At 69.7% G+C, this 15,398-nt stretch carries 18 protein-coding genes and 2 pseudogenes; 7 read left to right on the plus strand and 13 right to left on the minus strand.

Features of this window, described 5'->3' with window-relative positions:
* Positions 1–16: 16 nt before the first annotated feature.
* From ACFVYN_RS29870 to ACFVYN_RS29880, 3 genes are all read left to right on the plus strand, one after another.
* Positions 17–1,597, plus strand: coding sequence for an ABC transporter substrate-binding protein (locus ACFVYN_RS29870; protein WP_390003930.1), 1,581 nt, complete (start codon positions 17–19; stop codon positions 1,595–1,597).
* Positions 1,598–1,665: 68 nt separating this feature from the next.
* On the plus strand, positions 1,666–2,349 hold the full coding sequence (locus tag ACFVYN_RS29875; protein ID WP_390003932.1) for a uracil-DNA glycosylase: 684 nt from the start codon (positions 1,666–1,668) through the stop codon (positions 2,347–2,349).
* Positions 2,350–2,476: 127 nt separating this feature from the next.
* Positions 2,477–2,998, plus strand: a complete 522-nt coding sequence (locus ACFVYN_RS29880; RefSeq protein WP_390003935.1) for a hypothetical protein — start codon at positions 2,477–2,479, stop codon at positions 2,996–2,998.
* A 12-nt stretch (positions 2,999–3,010) separates the two neighbouring features.
* Here the strand turns inward: ACFVYN_RS29880 and ACFVYN_RS29885 are convergent, their stop codons facing one another.
* Together ACFVYN_RS29885 and ACFVYN_RS29890 are read right to left on the minus strand one after the other, a co-directional pair.
* The gene (locus ACFVYN_RS29885) at positions 3,011–3,469 is read right to left on the minus strand and encodes a hypothetical protein (protein WP_390003938.1); all 459 of its coding nucleotides are present in this window, start codon (positions 3,467–3,469) and stop codon (positions 3,011–3,013) included.
* Between the two features lie 199 nt (positions 3,470–3,668).
* The gene (locus ACFVYN_RS29890; RefSeq protein WP_390003940.1) at positions 3,669–4,181 is read right to left on the minus strand and encodes a DinB family protein; all 513 of its coding nucleotides are present in this window, start codon (positions 4,179–4,181) and stop codon (positions 3,669–3,671) included.
* Positions 4,182–4,302: 121 nt separating this feature from the next.
* On the opposite strand from ACFVYN_RS29890, the gene ACFVYN_RS29895 reads away from it, so the two are divergent.
* Complete coding sequence (locus tag ACFVYN_RS29895) at positions 4,303–5,208, plus strand: Gfo/Idh/MocA family protein (protein ID WP_390003942.1); 906 nt, start codon at positions 4,303–4,305, stop codon at positions 5,206–5,208.
* On the opposite strand, the gene lnt is transcribed toward ACFVYN_RS29895, so the two are convergent.
* From lnt to ACFVYN_RS29920, 5 genes and pseudogenes are all read right to left on the minus strand, one after another.
* Positions 5,132–6,697 (minus strand): apolipoprotein N-acyltransferase, encoded by a 1,566-nt coding sequence (gene lnt, locus ACFVYN_RS29900; protein ID WP_390003946.1) that lies wholly within the window; start codon positions 6,695–6,697, stop codon positions 5,132–5,134. The two genes, ACFVYN_RS29895 and lnt, sit on opposite strands and share 77 nt — an antisense overlap.
* Positions 6,698–6,761: 64 nt before the next feature.
* Positions 6,762–7,241: a nuclear transport factor 2 family protein gene (locus ACFVYN_RS29905; protein WP_390003949.1), complete on the minus strand. Its 480-nt coding sequence runs from the start codon at positions 7,239–7,241 to the stop codon at positions 6,762–6,764.
* A 93-nt stretch (positions 7,242–7,334) separates the two neighbouring features.
* The gene (locus tag ACFVYN_RS29910) at positions 7,335–8,507 is read right to left on the minus strand and encodes an FAD-dependent monooxygenase (RefSeq protein ID WP_390003952.1); all 1,173 of its coding nucleotides are present in this window, start codon (positions 8,505–8,507) and stop codon (positions 7,335–7,337) included.
* Positions 8,508–8,604: 97 nt separating this feature from the next.
* Positions 8,605–8,784 (minus strand): hypothetical protein, encoded by a 180-nt coding sequence (locus ACFVYN_RS29915; protein ID WP_390003954.1) that lies wholly within the window; start codon positions 8,782–8,784, stop codon positions 8,605–8,607.
* A 94-nt stretch (positions 8,785–8,878) separates the two neighbouring features.
* Positions 8,879–9,010 (minus strand): annotated as a pseudogene (locus ACFVYN_RS29920) (undecaprenyl-diphosphatase); the annotation flags it as partial.
* A 61-nt stretch (positions 9,011–9,071) separates the two neighbouring features.
* Between ACFVYN_RS29920 and ACFVYN_RS29925 the strand changes: the two are divergent.
* Positions 9,072–9,410 carry a hypothetical protein gene (locus ACFVYN_RS29925; RefSeq protein ID WP_390003956.1) on the plus strand — a complete coding sequence of 113 codons (339 nt, stop codon included), beginning with the start codon at positions 9,072–9,074 and terminating at the stop codon, positions 9,408–9,410.
* Here ACFVYN_RS29925 and ACFVYN_RS29930 read toward each other — a convergent pair.
* From ACFVYN_RS29930 to ACFVYN_RS29940, 3 genes and pseudogenes are all read right to left on the minus strand, one after another.
* Entirely contained in the window at positions 9,398–9,835 is a 438-nt protein-coding gene (locus tag ACFVYN_RS29930; RefSeq protein WP_390003974.1) for an integrase core domain-containing protein, read from the minus strand. The two genes, ACFVYN_RS29925 and ACFVYN_RS29930, sit on opposite strands and share 13 nt — an antisense overlap.
* 184 nt (positions 9,836–10,019) lie before the next feature.
* Positions 10,020–10,173: pseudogene (locus tag ACFVYN_RS29935) on the minus strand (IS5/IS1182 family transposase); the annotation flags it as partial.
* Between the two features lie 82 nt (positions 10,174–10,255).
* The gene (locus tag ACFVYN_RS29940; RefSeq protein ID WP_390003977.1) at positions 10,256–11,266 is read right to left on the minus strand and encodes a hypothetical protein; all 1,011 of its coding nucleotides are present in this window, start codon (positions 11,264–11,266) and stop codon (positions 10,256–10,258) included.
* Positions 11,267–11,396: 130 nt separating this feature from the next.
* Between ACFVYN_RS29940 and ACFVYN_RS29945 the strand changes: the two genes are divergently transcribed.
* Positions 11,397–12,053 carry a TetR/AcrR family transcriptional regulator gene (locus ACFVYN_RS29945; RefSeq protein ID WP_390003958.1) on the plus strand — a complete coding sequence of 219 codons (657 nt, stop codon included), beginning with the start codon at positions 11,397–11,399 and terminating at the stop codon, positions 12,051–12,053.
* 358 nt (positions 12,054–12,411) lie between these two features.
* On the opposite strand, the gene ACFVYN_RS29950 is transcribed toward ACFVYN_RS29945, so the two are convergent.
* The 3 genes from ACFVYN_RS29950 to ACFVYN_RS29960 form a co-directional block, all read right to left on the minus strand.
* Positions 12,412–12,651, minus strand: a complete 240-nt coding sequence (locus tag ACFVYN_RS29950; RefSeq protein ID WP_390003961.1) for an STAS domain-containing protein — start codon at positions 12,649–12,651, stop codon at positions 12,412–12,414.
* A gap of 225 nt (positions 12,652–12,876) precedes the next feature.
* A complete protein-coding gene (locus ACFVYN_RS29955) occupies positions 12,877–13,866 on the minus strand; it encodes an LD-carboxypeptidase (protein ID WP_390003964.1) in 990 nt (329 codons plus the stop codon).
* 191 nt (positions 13,867–14,057) lie between these two features.
* Positions 14,058–14,675: a TetR/AcrR family transcriptional regulator gene (locus tag ACFVYN_RS29960; RefSeq protein ID WP_390003967.1), complete on the minus strand. Its 618-nt coding sequence runs from the start codon at positions 14,673–14,675 to the stop codon at positions 14,058–14,060.
* A gap of 79 nt (positions 14,676–14,754) precedes the next feature.
* Here ACFVYN_RS29960 and ACFVYN_RS29965 point away from each other — a divergent pair, with 79 nt between their 5' ends.
* Positions 14,755–15,336 carry a TIGR03086 family metal-binding protein gene (locus ACFVYN_RS29965; RefSeq protein ID WP_390003969.1) on the plus strand — a complete coding sequence of 194 codons (582 nt, stop codon included), beginning with the start codon at positions 14,755–14,757 and terminating at the stop codon, positions 15,334–15,336.
* Positions 15,337–15,398: the final 62 nt, after the last annotated feature.

Here is a 15,398-nt window from a genome sequence, read left to right on the forward strand (position 1 = left end):
TTCGAGGAGCAAGCGCGTGTTCAAGCGGAACCGATATCTGCCGCCTCTCGCGGCGCTCGTGTCCATATCCACGGTGGCCGGATGTGGTGTGTTCTCCTCGGACTCCTCCGACAGCGGGAAGGCGATCGTCGTGGGGACCACCAGCGCCCCGGCCACCCTGGACCCCGCGGCCTCCTGGGACAACTCCTGGGAGCTGTTCCGCAACGTCTACCAGACGCTCCTGAACTACTCGCCCGGTGTGTCCGACCCCGAACCCGACGCCGCCGAGCGCTGTGAGTTCACGGACGCGACCAGCACCGTGTACAGCTGCACGCTGCGTGAGGGCCTGAAGTTCTCCAACGGGCACACCCTGGACGCCAAGGCCGTCAAGTACTCGATCGACCGGATCAAGAAGATCAACGTCAACGGCGGCCCCGCGGGTCTGCTGGGCACGCTCTCCCGGGTGCAGGTGAAGGGCGACCGCGAGGTCGTCTTCCACCTCAGTCAGCCCGACGCCACCTTCCCGCTCGTGCTCACCACCCCGGCCATGTCGATCGTGGACCCCGAGGAGTACTCCGCGAACGCGATCCGCAAGGACGGGAAGATCAGCGGCTCGGGGCCCTACAGCCTCGACTCCTACCAGGAGGGCGAGAAGGCCGAGCTCGTCCGCAACGACAACTACAAGGGCATAGCGGACCTCAAGAACAAGGCCGTCACCATCCGCTACTTCCAGCGCTCCGACGACATGGTCAAGGCCCTCAAGGACAAGGAGATCTCGGTCGTGTACCGGGGGCTCGGCGCCTCCGACACCGTGGACATCGAGGTCAACCAGCAGAAGGAGGGGCTCCAGCTCGTCGAGAACCCCACCACCGAGATCAGTTACCTGGTGTTCAACCCCCGCGACCCGTGGTCCGCGAAGCCCGCGGTCCGCAAGGCCGTCGCCCAGATCGTCGACCGCCCGGCGCTCGTGCACTACGTCTACAAGGACACCGTCGAGCCGCTGTACTCCATGGTCCCGGCCGGACTCACCGGCCACACCACGGGCTTCTTCGACGACTTCGGAGACCCCAGCGTGGCCAAGGCCAAGAAGTTCCTCAAGGAAGCGGGGATCACCGAGCGCGTCCCGCTGACCCTCTGGTACACCAGCGACCGCTACGGCTCGACGACCAAGCCCGCCTTCCAGGAACTCAAGCGGCAGCTGGAGGCCTCCGGTCTCTTCACGATCACCCTCAAGAGCCGTCCGTGGAAGACCTACGTAGAGGGCTACCAGAAGGGCGAGTACCCGGTGTTCGGGCGCGGCTGGTTCCCCGACTTCCACGACGCCGACAACTTCATCGCGCCCTTCGTGGGCAAGCAGAACGCGCTCGGCACCCCGTACAACGCCCCCGAGATCACCGGCAAGCTGCTCCCGGAGTCGCGCGCGGAGAGCGACCGCGGGGCCGTGACGCCGCAGATCAAGGAAGCCCAGCAGGTCTTCGTGAACGACGCACGGCTGGTGCCGCTGTGGCAGGGCAAGCAGTACGTGGCCGCCAACGAGGAGGTCGGCGGCCTCGAGAAGGTCATCGACCCGGCGACCATGATGACGATGTGGGAGCTGTACTGGAAGACCAGCTGGTAGCAGCGGATGTCAGTGGCCGCCTGTAGGTTCTGAAGTCTGCAAGTGACCGCACATCGTGAGGAATTGACGTGACCGACATCGCCATGCTGCCCGAGTCCTGGCGCGGGGTTCTGGGCGACGAACTGCAGCAGCCGTACTTCAAGGAGCTGACGGAGTTCGTCGAGGACGAGCGGGCGAGGGGTCCCGTCTATCCGCCGCGCGAGGAGGTCTTCGCCGCCCTCGACGCGACGCCGTACGACCGGGTGAAGGTCCTCATCCTCGGTCAGGACCCGTACCACGGCGAGGGCCAGGGACACGGGCTGTGCTTCTCGGTCCGCCCGGGCGTCAGGACCCCGCCCTCCCTCCGGAACATCTACAAGGAGATGAAGGAGGAGCTGGGCCTGGAGATCCCGGACAACGGCTACCTCATGCCGTGGGCCCGACAGGGCGTCCTGCTGCTCAACGCGGTGCTCACGGTCCGTGCCGGTGAGGCCAACTCCCACAAGGGCAAGGGCTGGGAGAAGTTCACCGACGCGGTGATCCGCGCGGTGGCCGAGCGGCCCGACCCGGCGGTCTTCGTGCTGTGGGGCAACTACGCGCAGAAGAAGCTCCCCCTGATCGACGAGAGCCGGCACGTGGTGGTCAAGGGTGCGCACCCCTCCCCGCTGTCGGCGAAGAAGTTCTTCGGCTCCCGCCCGTTCACGCAGATCAACGAGGCGATCGCCCGGCAGGGCCACGAGCCCGTCGACTGGACGATCCCGAACCTCGGCTGACCCCTCCACCGGCGACCGGGCCGGTGCCGCACCGACCCGGCCCGGTCCCGCCTGACCGGGATTGTCAGTGGCGGCGGCTAGCGTCGAAGGAACAGCGACGACAGTCGGCCAGGGGCATGGAGGACGTGTGACGGAGCGACAGGAGCAGACGGCGCCGGATGCCGTGATGACACGGATCGGGCAGGTCGTCATGCTGTGTCACGCGGGGGACCGGGAGGAGGCCCGCCACCGCTTCCTGGCCCTGTGGGCGGAGATCGGCGAGGACGGCGACCCGCTGCACCGCTGTACCCTGGCCCACTACATGGCCGACGCCCAGGACGACCCCTGCGACGAACTCGCCTGGGACCTCAGGGCGTTGACGGCCGCCGAGGAACTCACCGACGACCGGCCGGCCCGGCACGAGAGCGCGCTCGCCGTGCGCGCCCTGTATCCCACGCTGCACCTCAACCTCGCCGCCGACTATGTGCGGCTCGCCCGCGCGGACGCCGCCCGCACCCATCTGCGCCGGGCCCGCAGGGCGGCGGACGTCCTGGGGGAGGACAGCTACAGCCACGGCGTGCGGGCGGCGATCAGCAGACTGGAGCTGCGACTCGGCGACGGGGGATCCGGCGGTGACGGACGGTGGGGGCCGCCGCGGCAGCGGCCCTGAGACCTGGGGGTCTCACCGTCCGTAGGTCTGCTCGCAGATGACCCTTTCGGGGCTGCCCTCCTGCCAGCGGCCGTACTTCCTGCCGAGCGCGCAGACGTCCTTCGCCCCCTTGGGAACCGACTTGGGAACCGACCTGGCCACGTCCGGGATCTCGACGCGCGGCTGCCGGTGGTGCGAGGAGCCCGGGTGCCACGGCTCCGGGTGGGCCCGGCGCCCGGGGCGCTCGGGGTGCGCCGGATGCGCGTGCGCCGGCTGTCGGTCCCGCGGCTGCGCGGGAGCCGCCGCGGCCCCCGGGGCCCTGTCGTCGCGCGGCGCGGCTCTTCCCGGCTTCGAGGACGGGGACGGGCCGATCATGGACAGCGCCTCCTGGGCCGGGGCCTGCACGATCTGCGGCTCCGCCTGACCGTCCGGACGGGCGTCCACCGGCCCCGGCGGCTGCGACGGTGCCGTCGTCGGGGGCGGCCCCGACACGGGTGGACGCTGGACTGTCACACAGCCGGTGAGGGCCGAGACAGCCACGGTGACCAGGAGCGTTGCGGTAGTCGTGGTTCGATGCACCCACGTCACTCTGCTGGTTCGGGCGGCCTTGGCGACAGCGGACGAGCGGAGGTTGCCCCGCACGGGTGATCTCCGTCCCCGTACGGTGTGCTCCCGCCTCCCGGTGCTGACGTCAGTCGCCGGTGGCACCGTCGATGCGCTCGCGGATCAGGTCGGCGTGGCCGTTGTGCCGGGCGTACTCCTCGATCATGTGGGTGTAGAGCCAGCGCAGGTTGAACCGCTCACCGGTGCGGCGGTGCTTGCCCACGGTGACGTCGTCCAGGCCGAAGCGGGCCGCGTTCTCCCGGCTCTTGTCGATCTCGGCCTGCCAGGTGCCGTAGGCCTCCTGCCAGGTGTCGGACTCGGTGAGACGGAACTCGCCGTCCGGGTCGGCCTCGCTGTAGTAGATCGGCCCCGCGTCCTCGTCGGTCAGGACCCGGCGGAACCAGCTGCGCTCCACCTCCGCCATGTGCCGTACCAGGCCCATCAGGGACAGCGTGGAGGGCTCCACCGAGGCGGTCCTGAGCTGGGCGTCGGTCAGGCCTTCGCACTTCCAGGCGAGGGTGCTCCGGTGGTAGTCCAGCCAGCCCTCCAGCATGCTGCGTTCGTCGGCGGTGGTCGCGGGTTCGGGGCGCTGAGTCGTCATGCTCGCATCCTGACCCACCTCACCCCTCACCACCAGCGAATTCCCGGCCGCCGACCGGGGTTCGCAGCCGCCGCCGTATGCTTCCGGCAAGGCCCTGGCCGGACAACCTGGAGGAGTCCACGTGAAGGTCGGCTGCATCGGACTCGGTGACATCGCGCAGAAGGCGTATCTGCCGGTGCTCGGCGGCCGGCCCGGCGTCGAACTGCACGTGCAGACGCGGACCCCGGCCACCCTGACCCGGGTCGCCGACGGGCTCCACCTGCCCGAGGGGCAACGGCACCGGGACCTCGACTCGCTGCTCGCCCAGGACCTCGACGCCGCGTTCGTGCACGCGCCGACGAGCGTGCACCCCGAGATCGTCGAGCGGTTGCTGGAGGCGGGCGTACCGACGTACGTCGACAAGCCGCTCGCCTACGAACTCGCCGCCTCGGAACGGCTGGTGGCGCTCGCCGAGCAGCGGAACGTGAGTCTGGCCGTCGGCTTCAACCGACGCTTCGCCCCCGGGTACGCGCAGTGCGCCGACCATCCGCGCGAGCTGATCCTCATGCAGAAGAACCGGATCGGGCTCCCGGAGGAGCCGCGCGCGATGATCCTCGACGACTTCATCCACGTCGTGGACACCCTGCGCTTCCTGGTGCCGGGGCCGGTCGACGACGTGACGGTACGCGCACGCGTGGCGGACGGCCTGCTGCACCACGTCGTGCTCCAGCTCGCCGGGGACGGCTTCACCGCGCTCGGGGTGATGAACCGGCTCAGCGGTTCGGCCGAGGAGATCCTGGAGGTGTCCGGGCAGGACACCAAGCGGCAGGTGCTCAACCTCGCCGAGGTGATCGACCACAAGGGCCAGCCGACCGTGCGCAGGCGCGGCGACTGGGTGCCGGTGGCCCGGCAGCGCGGCATCGAGCAGGCGGTGCTCGCCTTCCTCGACGCCGTGCGCGCGGGGAAGGTGCTCAGCGCCCGGGACGCGCTGGCGACCCATGAGCTGTGTGAGCGGGTGGTACAAGCGGTTCTGGAGCGGTCCGCCTGAGCCGCAGCACGCGCAGGCCGTCGGTGACGCACCACGCCAGGAGGATCAGCAGGGCCGCGTGGACGGTCCAGTCCCCGAAGCGGACGTACGGCGTCGTGCCGGTCGCCAGCGGTACGTCGTACACGCGGGAGGCGCTGGCATCGGTGCCGAGCCACCGGCCCACGCGCCGGCCGTTCGCGTCGTACACGGCGGAGACGCCGGTCAGGGTCGCGTGCACCATCGGGCGGCCCGTCTCGGCGGCGCGCAGGGCGGCGAGCGAGGCGTGCTGCCCGGGGGCCCAGCTCTGCTGGAAGGACGAGGTCGACGACTGGGCGATCAGCAACTGGGCGCCGTCCTCGGCGAGATGACGGCTCATGTCGGGGAACGCCGACTCGAAGCACACCATCGGGCCGACCTTCAGCCCGTGGCCGACGTTCATCACGACCTGCTGGGAGCCGTGCCTGCGGTCCTCGCCCGCGGCCTTGCCGACCGAGGTGGCCCAGCCGAGCAGCGAGCGGGCCGGGATGTACTCGCCGAAGGGGACCAGCCGCATCTTGTCGTAGCGGTCGCCGGTGAGTCCGCCGGGGCCCACGAGCACCGAGCTCTTGTAGATGCCGGGCTTGTCGGAGCGGCGGGCGTCCACGTTGACGAGGATGTCGGCGCCGGTCTCCTCGGAGAGGGCCGCGATCCGCTTGGCCAGGTCGGGCCGGTCCCCGAGGTCGAAGCCGACACTGCTCTCGCCCCAGACGACGAGATCGACGTGCTGCCCTGCGAGATCGCGGGTCAGCTGCTCCTCGCGGGCGAAGCGCCGGTCGGGGCCGTCGACGACACCGGGCTGGACGACGGCGATCCGGGTGCTGCCCCCCGTGTCGGGACGCGGCGACCACATCCAGGCCGCCGAGGTCACGGCGGCCGTGGCGACCAGGCCCGCCACGGCGGGGACCCGGGAAGTGCGGACCGTCACCAGGACGGCGACCGCCACGTTGACGGCCACGAGCAGGAAGCTGACCAGCCACACCCCGCCCACCGAGGCCAGCCGCAGCGCCGGTTCCACCTCCCACTGGCTGGCGCCGAGCACGCCCCAGGGGCCGCCGAGTCCCTGCCAGGAGCGGACCAGCTCGATGCCGAGCCAGCCTGACGGCAGCACGGCCAGGGCGGCGGCGATCCGGCCGCGTGAGGGCGTCCCGGCCAGGAAGTGCCGGACCAGCGCGCCCCACGGGGCCCACAGCGCGCCGAGCAGGGCGCCGATGACGAAGATGAACACGCTCAGGGTCGGCAGCAGCCAGTGGTGCATCCCCACCATGAACCCGAAACCGCCGGCCCAGCCGTCGTACGCCGCCCGTTTCGCCGTGGGCGCCGAACGGATCAGCGCGATCCACGGGACGAGGGCGACGTAGGCGAACCACCACAGGGACGGTGCCGGGAACGCGAGGAGGGGGAGGGCGCCCGCCAGCGCGGCGACGGCGGAGCGTCGCCAGGGGGAGGCAAGCCAGTGGCCGAACGTGTTCATACGGCGCCTCCTACCCCGTGTGGGTCCCGGTGCTGCGTGCGGTTGACCACCCGAGGGCGTCGGATCAGTTGATCACAGGTGCGGGCCGGGGGTCCGGCAGACGCCGGCACTTCTCCCGCACCACGACCTCGCGCAGCCGCCAGCCGTCGTCCGTGCGCAGCAGGGCGAAGGCGTAACGGCCGCCGCAGACGAAGTCGGGGGCGGTGGCGGAGGTGTCGTCGGCGAGGCGCATGGGGTTGATGTAGTCGGCCTGGACGTGGGCCGTGTCGGGGTCCTGGTCCACGGCGTCGAACCGGATGCGGCGGTTGACGATCAGATGCTGGCGCATCGAGAACAGCCGCAGGCTCTCCGCGAGCCACGCGGCGACGTGCTGCGCGTCCCCCTCGATCCCGCCCGCCGAGCGGTAGTCGGCCCGCCCGTCGGCGGTGAACAGTCCCCGGTACGCCTCCCAGTCACCGTCGTCCACGGCCACGGCGTAGTCGGTGACGAGGGCGTCCACGGCCAGCCGGTCCATCACGGTCGCGAGCTCCACACGCTGCGTCATCGGCTCAGTGTTGGGCATGGCGCGTGCCGCGCCAAGGGGCGTGCGGTGACATTCGGAGGGCGGGGCGGGGGCGGTCGGGGATCGCCGGGTCGGTCAGCCGTCGGCCAGGACGTCGACCGGCCAGGCGGCCGAGTGCGGGCCGAACCTGTTCTCGGCCGCGAGGGTGACCAGGCGGGCGTTGCGCGCCTCGGCCTCGGGGCCGTCCGGCACGTGGTAGTCGTGGCCCGCACGCGCGGAACTTGCCTGTACGGCCGTGGCGGCCGGGGCCCGTCTGCGCACGTACCGGTCCAGGGCGTCGGGCACCTCGTCCGGTGCCGTGTCCGTGAGGCAGTCGCCGAGCACGGCCGCGTCCATGATGGCCTGGGCCGCGCCCTGGGCCTGGAAGGGCACCATCGCGTGGGCGCTGTCGCCGAGCAGGGTGATTCGGCCGACGTTCCAGCGGGGGAGTGGGGCGCGGGTGTGGATGCCGTACCGGAAGACCTGGCCCGCGCGCTCGAGGACGGTCAGCAGCCGGGGGTCCCAGCCGGCGAAGGCGCGCAGCTGCTCGCCGGGGTCCGCCCGCGCGGTCCACGACTCCTGGGCCGCCCGGTCCGTCACGAAAACGGCCACGAAGTTGAGGAGTTCACCGCCGCGCAGCCAGTAGTGGACGACGTGGCGGTCCGGGCCGAGCCAGCCGGCGTACTCCGGGAGGTCCAGGTCGGCGACCTCGGCGGCGGGGAGCAGGGCCCGGTAGGCGGCGGTGTGCGAGAACACCGCCTCGTCCGCGCCGAAGAGCCACCGGCGGGCGGCGGAGCGGATGCCGTCGGCGGCCACGACGAGGTCGGCGTCGAGGCGTTCGCCGCTCGCGGTGGTCACATGGGCCGCCTTGTCGTCCTGGTCGATCCCCACGACGGCGGTGTCCAGGCGCAGCGCATCGGGCGGTACGGCGGCGGCCAGGGCCCGTTGGAGATCGGCCCGGTGGAGCTGGAGGTACGGCGCCCCGAACTCCTCCTCTGCCTCCCGGCCGATGACATAGCGGCAGATCTCGGAGCCGTCGGACCAGGTGCGGAAGCTGATGTGAGACGGGCGCATGGCGTGTTGGGCAACGTTGTCGAGCAGGTCGAGACGGCGCAGGACACGGGTGGCGTTGGGGGCGAGCTGGATGCCGGCGCCGATCTCGGTGAGCCGCCGCGACTGCTCGACGAGCGTCACGTCATGGCCGGCCCGGCGCAGACTCAGCGTCGCGGTCAGTCCGCCGATGCCCGCGCCCACGACGATCGCTCTCATGGCATGACCTCACTTCGAGGGAGGCTCGACGGTGGGTCCGGGCAGGCTACCGGAGGCAACCGCGGTGCCGTACAAGGAGTTTCGGCCTATGTGCGGCTCAGGCCGCCTCGATGATGTCGGCGCGGATCGCGGCCGCCCACTCGACCACCAGCAGTTCGTACTCCGTGCGCTCCTGGGACGACAGGGTGCCGCCGGCGCGCATCCAGAGCGCCCGGATCTGCTCGTTCACCTCGGCGGCGGAGCGTACGGAACCAGGGGTCAGGGAATCGGGGGACATGCGTACAAGCCTAGGCGCAAGCACTGACAGTGCGCTACCGGACGGCTACACAGAACGTATGCGATGGGTCACGGGTGTCGGGCGGGCGCGCGGGTCAGCCCGCCGACTCCGCGGCGTGGGGGCTCAGCACGCCCATGGTGACCAGCGCGATGATGACGATGCCGAGGGCGATGCGGTACCAGACGAACGGCATGAAGCCCTTGGTCGAGATGAACTTCATAAGCCAGTTCATCGGTCGAATCCCTGAGCGGCTTTGACCTGCTGTTTCCACCACTCTTCAAGATCGTATGCGAGAGCAGGGGGGAGATGGCACTTTCCAGTGCTCTCCCTCGCCGGCCACGAAGCGCAGCCACCGGGTTTGCAGCGAATCGGCTGCGGTCGAGCGCGAGGACTCGGCGGTTGTGGCCGAGGAGTTGGGGCTAGATGCAGAGGCTCTGTACACGGTGTTGCCGGCCTTGTCGTCGTGGCGGCGTCGTGAGCGGCAGCGTCGGAAGGTACAGCGCTGGCGTTACCGGGTGGACTGGAAGCCTCTTCCCAATTCGCGGGCGCAGGAGTCGTTGCAGGGCGGCTGGCTGCTCGTCGTCCCGCAGGGCCGTTGCCCTTGCCGGAAACCTCATCCGGCCTGATCACGCAGCATGTTGGTACTCGTGAAGGAGGCCACCGAGTCGGTCGGTTCGATGTATGTCGAGGCTGGCGATTTCGTCCGGATCGTGATCGGTGATCGGTGATCGGTGACCGGTTCGGGGAGCGGGTGGAGCGGGCAGGCGTTCGCGATGCCCTGGTGCGGCCGGTGCGCGTTGTAGAACCGCTCGAACTCCCGCAGCGCGTGGAGGAGATGCCGCTGGTTCCAGATCAGGGTGCATTCCGGCAGTTCACGGCGGCAGGTCTGCACCCGTCTCTCCATGATGGAGTTCATGCGGGAGATCCGGATGCCACTGAGCACGACCCCGATCCCCGCGTCGGCGAGGATCGTGTCGAACAGTTCGGGGAACTTCCCGTCCCGGTCCCGGATCACGTAGCGGGCCTGGCAGCCGGCGCCCTGGAGATCCATGACGAGATTTCCCGCGGCCTGCGCCACCCAGGAGGCGGTCGGGTGCGCCGTCGCGCCCAGGACGCGTGTGCGCCGGCCGGCGTGCCCGATCACCGCGAGCACGTACAGCCGTGTCCCGGACAGAGTGATGGTCTTGAAGAAGTCACATGCCAGTGGGGCATCGGCCTGGGAGCGCAGGAAGTCCGCTGACGGTCTGTTGGTTAGGCGTGAGATCACGGCCCGGCGGGCGTCTGAGGCCGTCGTCACCCACGGGCCGGCTTCCATATAGGCGCGGTCCGCCAGAACGGGATTCCCTGGCGTTCACAGATCCGGATGATCTGGTGGGTGCGGGCCGCGGTTCAGCAACCGCTTCCATCTGCTCGGGATCTGCGCAGTGGAGCAGTGCAGATCCCGAGCCGTGGTCATTGTGTGCGGTGCCTGTCACCTTCGATACCGCTGCGCCACTGCCGTGAAGGCGGCCTTGGGTTCCCATTCCATGTCGGGGTAGGTCTGCCCCCGGCGTCCTTCGAGGAGTTTGACGATGCCCAGCCCGGCCCGGTCCAAGTCGTCCCTGGGGTCTCCATCTGGGCGGTGCGGGTAGCCGGGCAAGGCGAAGAGGAACACGAACGCGCTGTCCACGCCCTCGGTCTCGAAGATTTCCAGCAGCTCGCTCAGATATGCGGCCTGGCCGGCCTCGTCTCGCTCGTATATGCCGTTCAGCCGTACAGGGGCCTTGGTCTGTGGGTCGTGCTCGACCACTTCCAGCACCCGCCCGCCGCGGTCTCCCGCGCCGCGGTAGGCGGCCGTGCCGAACCCGGTGATGGCGAGCGGCTTCGGGCCTTGGGCCAGGGTGCGCACCGCGTGCCGGAACCGGTCGGCGACTTCGGCGGAGCGGATCAGTTCGAACGTCACGATGTCGAAGGGAGTCCAGTCGACCTGTTCGAACTGGATGGATGCGTAGGTGAGCTTGCCCTGGAAGTGCTCGCGGACCGTGGCCGCCGCGTCGCGGAGGAATGCGTTGATGTGCACGCCGAGTTCGCGCATTGCTTCGGCCCGCCGCTCGGGCCGGCGCATCAGATGCTCGACCCTCTTCTCGGGGCTCTCTCCGGGCAGGAACCCGCGGTTCACCACGCTCAGTTCGACCCCTGCGACGAATACGACTGTGGCCCCCTGCTGCCGGAGCCGTTCCGCTCGCGCGGCGCAGTCGCGGAAGAGCATGAGGATCTGCTCTGGATCCAGCTCCAGCGGATAGGGAGAGAACCAGACCTCCAGGCCGAGTTCGGCGGCGACACCGGCGGCCAGCTCCAGTCGGTCGGGATCGCCGCCGATGATCTGGACCGCCTTGCAGTGCAGGTCGTCGCGGATGATGGCGAACTCGCGACGGACCACCGCGGGATCGAAGTGCTCGCGGGATATCTGGCCGTGCACGACGAATCCGGTGTCGTAGGTCATTCCTCTTGCTCGCATGGTGACGTCCTCTCTGTCGGTCCCGGCGGTCGAGGCTGGCAGGAAAAATGCGTGCACGCAAGTTTGCGCTCGCGTAAGTTTGCGTCCACGCAGGTTTGTGTGGAACGCTGGCGCCGTGACGTCACCACCACCAGGGCTGCGGGAGCGGAAGAAGCAGGCCACGCGCGAGGCGCTACGCGAGGCGGCTCTGCGGCTGGCCGTGGAGCGCGGACTGGACCAGGTGCGGGTGGAGGACATCGCCGAGGCGGCCGGGGTCTCGCCGCGCACCTACAACAACTACTTCGCCAGCCGCGAGCAGGCGATCGTCTCCGCTGTTACCGCGGACCGGGAGGCGCGGATCGCGGCGGCGGTCGCGGGCCGGCCTGCAGGAGTGCGCCTGGCCGACGCCGTCACCGAAGCAGTGGTGGAGCAGTACACGAACACCGGCGAGCGCGAACACGCGGCGCTGCTGCTGATCACCACCCAGACCGCGCTGCGCGACGCGTTCCTCGATACCACCGCCGGCATCGAGCCCCCTCTCACGGCGGTGATCGCCGAACGCCTGGGTGAGGCCGAAGCGCACACAGCCCGCGTTCTCGCGGCAAGCGTGGCCGCTGCCGTTCGCATCGCAATGGAAGGCTGGCTCCGGCCGGCCGGGAACGCAGAGGCCGCCGGGAGTTTCGGCGTCCGAGGACTGGTCGTGCCCTCCGGCTCACTGCCCGACCAACTCCGCGCGACGCTGGCCCCGCTCGCGCCCGCGTTCGACGCCGCCGAGCGACGCACCCAGCCGTAAAGACGACCCAACTGATCCGTAAGATGCCGATGCGCTCGGCGCTCACCATCTGAGTCAGCCGGTCAACGTTGGTGACGCCGCGTCAGGTTGCGGTGTACGACTGCAGTACTACGCAGTCCCGCCGCACAGGGTCGGTCGGCATCCCGTGAGAGCACCTGGACTGATGTTCACCCATCGCCACCTGGACTCCACGGGCGACAGCCCCGGCCTTCGAGGGGAAGACCGGGGGCCACCTGCCATCACAGGGCGGTCATCAGACCCGGCGGTTCCCAACCCCACGCCGGCGAGACCTGGGACCGCTCCGATACACGCGTGTCGCCTTGCCCAACGCGCTGACTCCAGAACGGTCACCGCCTCGTCAAACGCCACGCCAATCCGGCCGGTTCATGAGGTCTCCCGGTTCGATGTCCGAAGAGAGGGACTCGGCTCCGGCGAGCTGGAGGACGCGCTCCGCGACCGAGCCGGCCGGCACCCGCACCCCGAAGCGGATGCCCGCCGCGGACGCTTGCTCACGCCCCTCCAGCAACGCGTTCAGCCCCGAACAGTCGAAAAAACGCACCGCGCAGAGGTCTACCCGCACCGCCTGCGGGGCTTGCACCAAGCACTTCCCGAGCCCAGCAAGTCGGTGAGGTTCATCAGTGCCCTCCAGGTGTATGGGGCGCTGGGGACGACTTGAGACCGGTCCCACCTGCGTAGTTGCGGGCATTCTTGTCGAGCAGCTTATGGATAGGTCGGCGCGACGGGCATGTCAGACGGGCCGATCGGGAGAAGCGGAACCCGACGGGTCGCAGCTCTCCGGGCCGGCGTCAACATCCAACAGAACTCAGCTTTCCGCGACCGCCGACTCGAGCAGGGACAGCGTTTGGTTGTCCGCGTCCACGTCCGCGCGGACGCCGAGAGGCAGCGGCAGGTTCGGCGAGGTGTGGCCGAAGTCGACCTGGGCGAGGACGGGGATGTCACGCTGCGCCAGGACGTCGAGCACAACGTCGCGCAGACCGACCTGGTCACCGCCGCCCTCGTAGGGCGTGACCTCGGTCGGGATGCCGACCACCATGCCCGCGATCCGGTCCAGCACACCGGACAGCCGCAAGGCATGCAGGTCGTTCCAGATCCGCGTGACCGGCCGCTGTAGCTCTTCCCAGAACAAGACGGCGCCGTCGAACCGTTCGGCGGCCAGTGCGAATGGCGTCGTCTGCAGTAGGACCAGGCGGTTCAGCAAGCCGCCGACCAGTGGTCCCTGCGCGCGGCCCGGCCGCCAGGATTCCCAAGCCCCCGTTCCCGGCAGTACGCCCGGCGCCTCGGCCTTGGTGAGTACACGGGCGTAGAGGTCGACGAGTTCGGACCGACGGGCCTTGTCGCCCAACGTGTACCAATCGCTGCCGAAACCGTGGGTGACGATGTCGGCGTGGAAGCCGACGAGGCCGGTCTTGGCGTACAACGCCATGTGCAGCAGCGAGATGTCGCTGTAGCCGAGGATCGGCTTCGGGTCGGCCCGGATCGCGTCCAGATCGATCAAATCAAGATAGCCGATGGTCGCCTGTCCACCGGTATGCGCGACGATGGCCCGCACCTTCGGGTCACGGAGCAGACCATTGAGCTCGGCGGCCTGCTCCGCCGGAGTGCCCGACGCCCACCAGCGATTCTGCGCCGGGTTGACCATCGGGCTGACTCGCACGCGGAAACCCATCCGCTCCAGTATCGCCACACCGCGGGCGAGCAGTGGTTCCTCACCCGGCTCAAGCTGGCCCGAGGGTGCGGTAACGACCACGAGGTCGCCGGAACGTAGCGCGCGGGGCCGAAGGATCACAGACATGGGGCCTCCTTGTTGATCAACAAGGGCGAGCAACAAGGCCATTGCCGCCGATATTCCGCCTCCCCGGCATGATCAAAACTCCGGAACCCCGGCTGGGCCCACCGACCGCCTCCACCGGGAAGCCAGCCCAGCCCCCTGGAGTCCGCGGCCGCCGCGCCCACCACGGCGTGGGGTCCTGGCCGGCCATTTCCTTACGTGCCGAGCAGCGCGGCGGTGAGGCTTCGGTGCAGCCAGTCGGCGGAGCGGTCGAGCGGCCAGTGGCAGTCGTCGGTGAGTGTGAAGTAGGAGGCGTTGCCGAGGAAGTACCAGAGCACGTCCGCAGCCTCCTCGACGGTGACTTCGGCACGCAGTGCGCCCAGTTCTGCGAGCCGGGCGGCAGTGGCCTGCAATCCGCGGCGCAGACTGTCGTGCGCAGTGCTGACGGTCTCCCGGATCCCGGCGTCCTGGGGTGCGGCGGCGATCGCCTGACGCATGATCGGCGACCAGAGCTCGAACTCGCTTCGAGTGCCGTCCACGAGCATGCGCAGCAGCGCGCCGGGGTCGGTTTGCGCAGCGATCCGCTCGTGGATGCCGCCGGCCTCAGCGGCGCGGACCCCGTCCTCGATGAGTGTGCGTAGCACACCGCTCTTGCCTCCGACCGCCGCGTAGACGGTGGGCGCTGCTACCCGCGCTGCACGGGCGATGTCCTGCACCCGGGTGTCGAAATAGCCCCGTTCGACGAACAGGGTTCGCGCTGCCAGCAGGATCGCTCGACGGGTCTCAGCTGCGTATTCGGCCCGCCGTCCGGCCTCTTGTGTCACCACCCCCATGACTCTAGACCCTGCCCGGCCGTGAACCTTTGACAGTGCACTACACTCGATATAGTCACCTATCAGAGAAAGTGCTTCCATGATCTTTGCGGTACTCGAGGACCTGGCTCACCAGTTCCCCGGCATCACTCCCGAGCAGGACAAGCTCCCCACACCGTGCGACGACTTCGACGTGAGCACGTTGCGCCGCCACCTGCTGGGCTGGCTCACCTACTTCGATGCTGCCTTCACCGAGCCGTCCGGCAGCGACCGGCCCGACCCGTCCGCGTTCACGGGCCCCGACCACCCGAGTGCCGTGATCGCGCACCTCACCACCACGATCCGATCGGCCCTGGCCGGTGGCCTGGCCACAGATACCGTGAACGTTCCGCTGCTCGGCGGCGCCTATCCGGGCTCCGTCGTCATCGACCTGCTGTTGATCGAAACGCTCGGCCACGGCTGGGACCTGGCCCGTGCGACCGGCCAGCGATGGAACCCGGACCCTCAAACGTGCCAGCATGCCCTCACCGTGCTCGAAGGCGTGATCCAGCCGGAATACCGTGGCCCCGGCATGCCCTTCGGCCCCGAAGTCCCCATCGACGCAAGCGCACCACCGATGGACCGGCTGGTCGCTTTCACCGGCCGCGACCCCGCTTGGGCACCCCCCGTTCAGCTGCTCTGATGAGCGCCTGCGGCGCCGCCCTCGTTTGACGGACCGGCGGGGCGGGGCGGCAGCTGCCGCCC

Source organism: Streptomyces sp. NPDC058307 (assembly GCF_042880295.1).
Classification (GTDB): domain Bacteria; phylum Actinomycetota; class Actinomycetes; order Streptomycetales; family Streptomycetaceae; genus Streptomyces.

What these genes read in the sequence shown, in the direction of transcription:
- ACFVYN_RS29955 (WP_390003964.1), bottom strand. Translation starts at nt 13,866, where the DNA reads ATGTCTGTGATCCTTCGGCCCCGCGCGCTACGTTCCGGCGACCTCGTG.
- ACFVYN_RS29940 (WP_390003977.1), bottom strand. Translation starts at nt 11,266, where the DNA reads ATGACCTACGACACCGGATTCGTCGTGCACGGCCAGATATCCCGCGAG.
- ACFVYN_RS29915 (WP_390003954.1), bottom strand. Translation starts at nt 8,784, where the DNA reads ATGTCCCCCGATTCCCTGACCCCTGGTTCCGTACGCTCCGCCGCCGAG.
- ACFVYN_RS29905 (WP_390003949.1), bottom strand. Translation starts at nt 7,241, where the DNA reads ATGACGCAGCGTGTGGAGCTCGCGACCGTGATGGACCGGCTGGCCGTG.
- ACFVYN_RS29960 (WP_390003967.1), bottom strand. Translation starts at nt 14,675, where the DNA reads ATGGGGGTGGTGACACAAGAGGCCGGACGGCGGGCCGAATACGCAGCT.
- ACFVYN_RS29965 (WP_390003969.1), top strand. Translation starts at nt 14,755, where the DNA reads ATGATCTTTGCGGTACTCGAGGACCTGGCTCACCAGTTCCCCGGCATC.
- lnt (WP_390003946.1), bottom strand. Translation starts at nt 6,697, where the DNA reads ATGAACACGTTCGGCCACTGGCTTGCCTCCCCCTGGCGACGCTCCGCC.
- ACFVYN_RS29930 (WP_390003974.1), bottom strand. Translation starts at nt 9,835, where the DNA reads ATGGATCTCCAGGGCGCCGGCTGCCAGGCCCGCTACGTGATCCGGGAC.
- ACFVYN_RS29910 (WP_390003952.1), bottom strand. Translation starts at nt 8,507, where the DNA reads ATGAGAGCGATCGTCGTGGGCGCGGGCATCGGCGGACTGACCGCGACG.
- ACFVYN_RS29925 (WP_390003956.1), top strand. Translation starts at nt 9,072, where the DNA reads ATGCGAGAGCAGGGGGGAGATGGCACTTTCCAGTGCTCTCCCTCGCCG.
- ACFVYN_RS29890 (WP_390003940.1), bottom strand. Translation starts at nt 4,181, where the DNA reads ATGACGACTCAGCGCCCCGAACCCGCGACCACCGCCGACGAACGCAGC.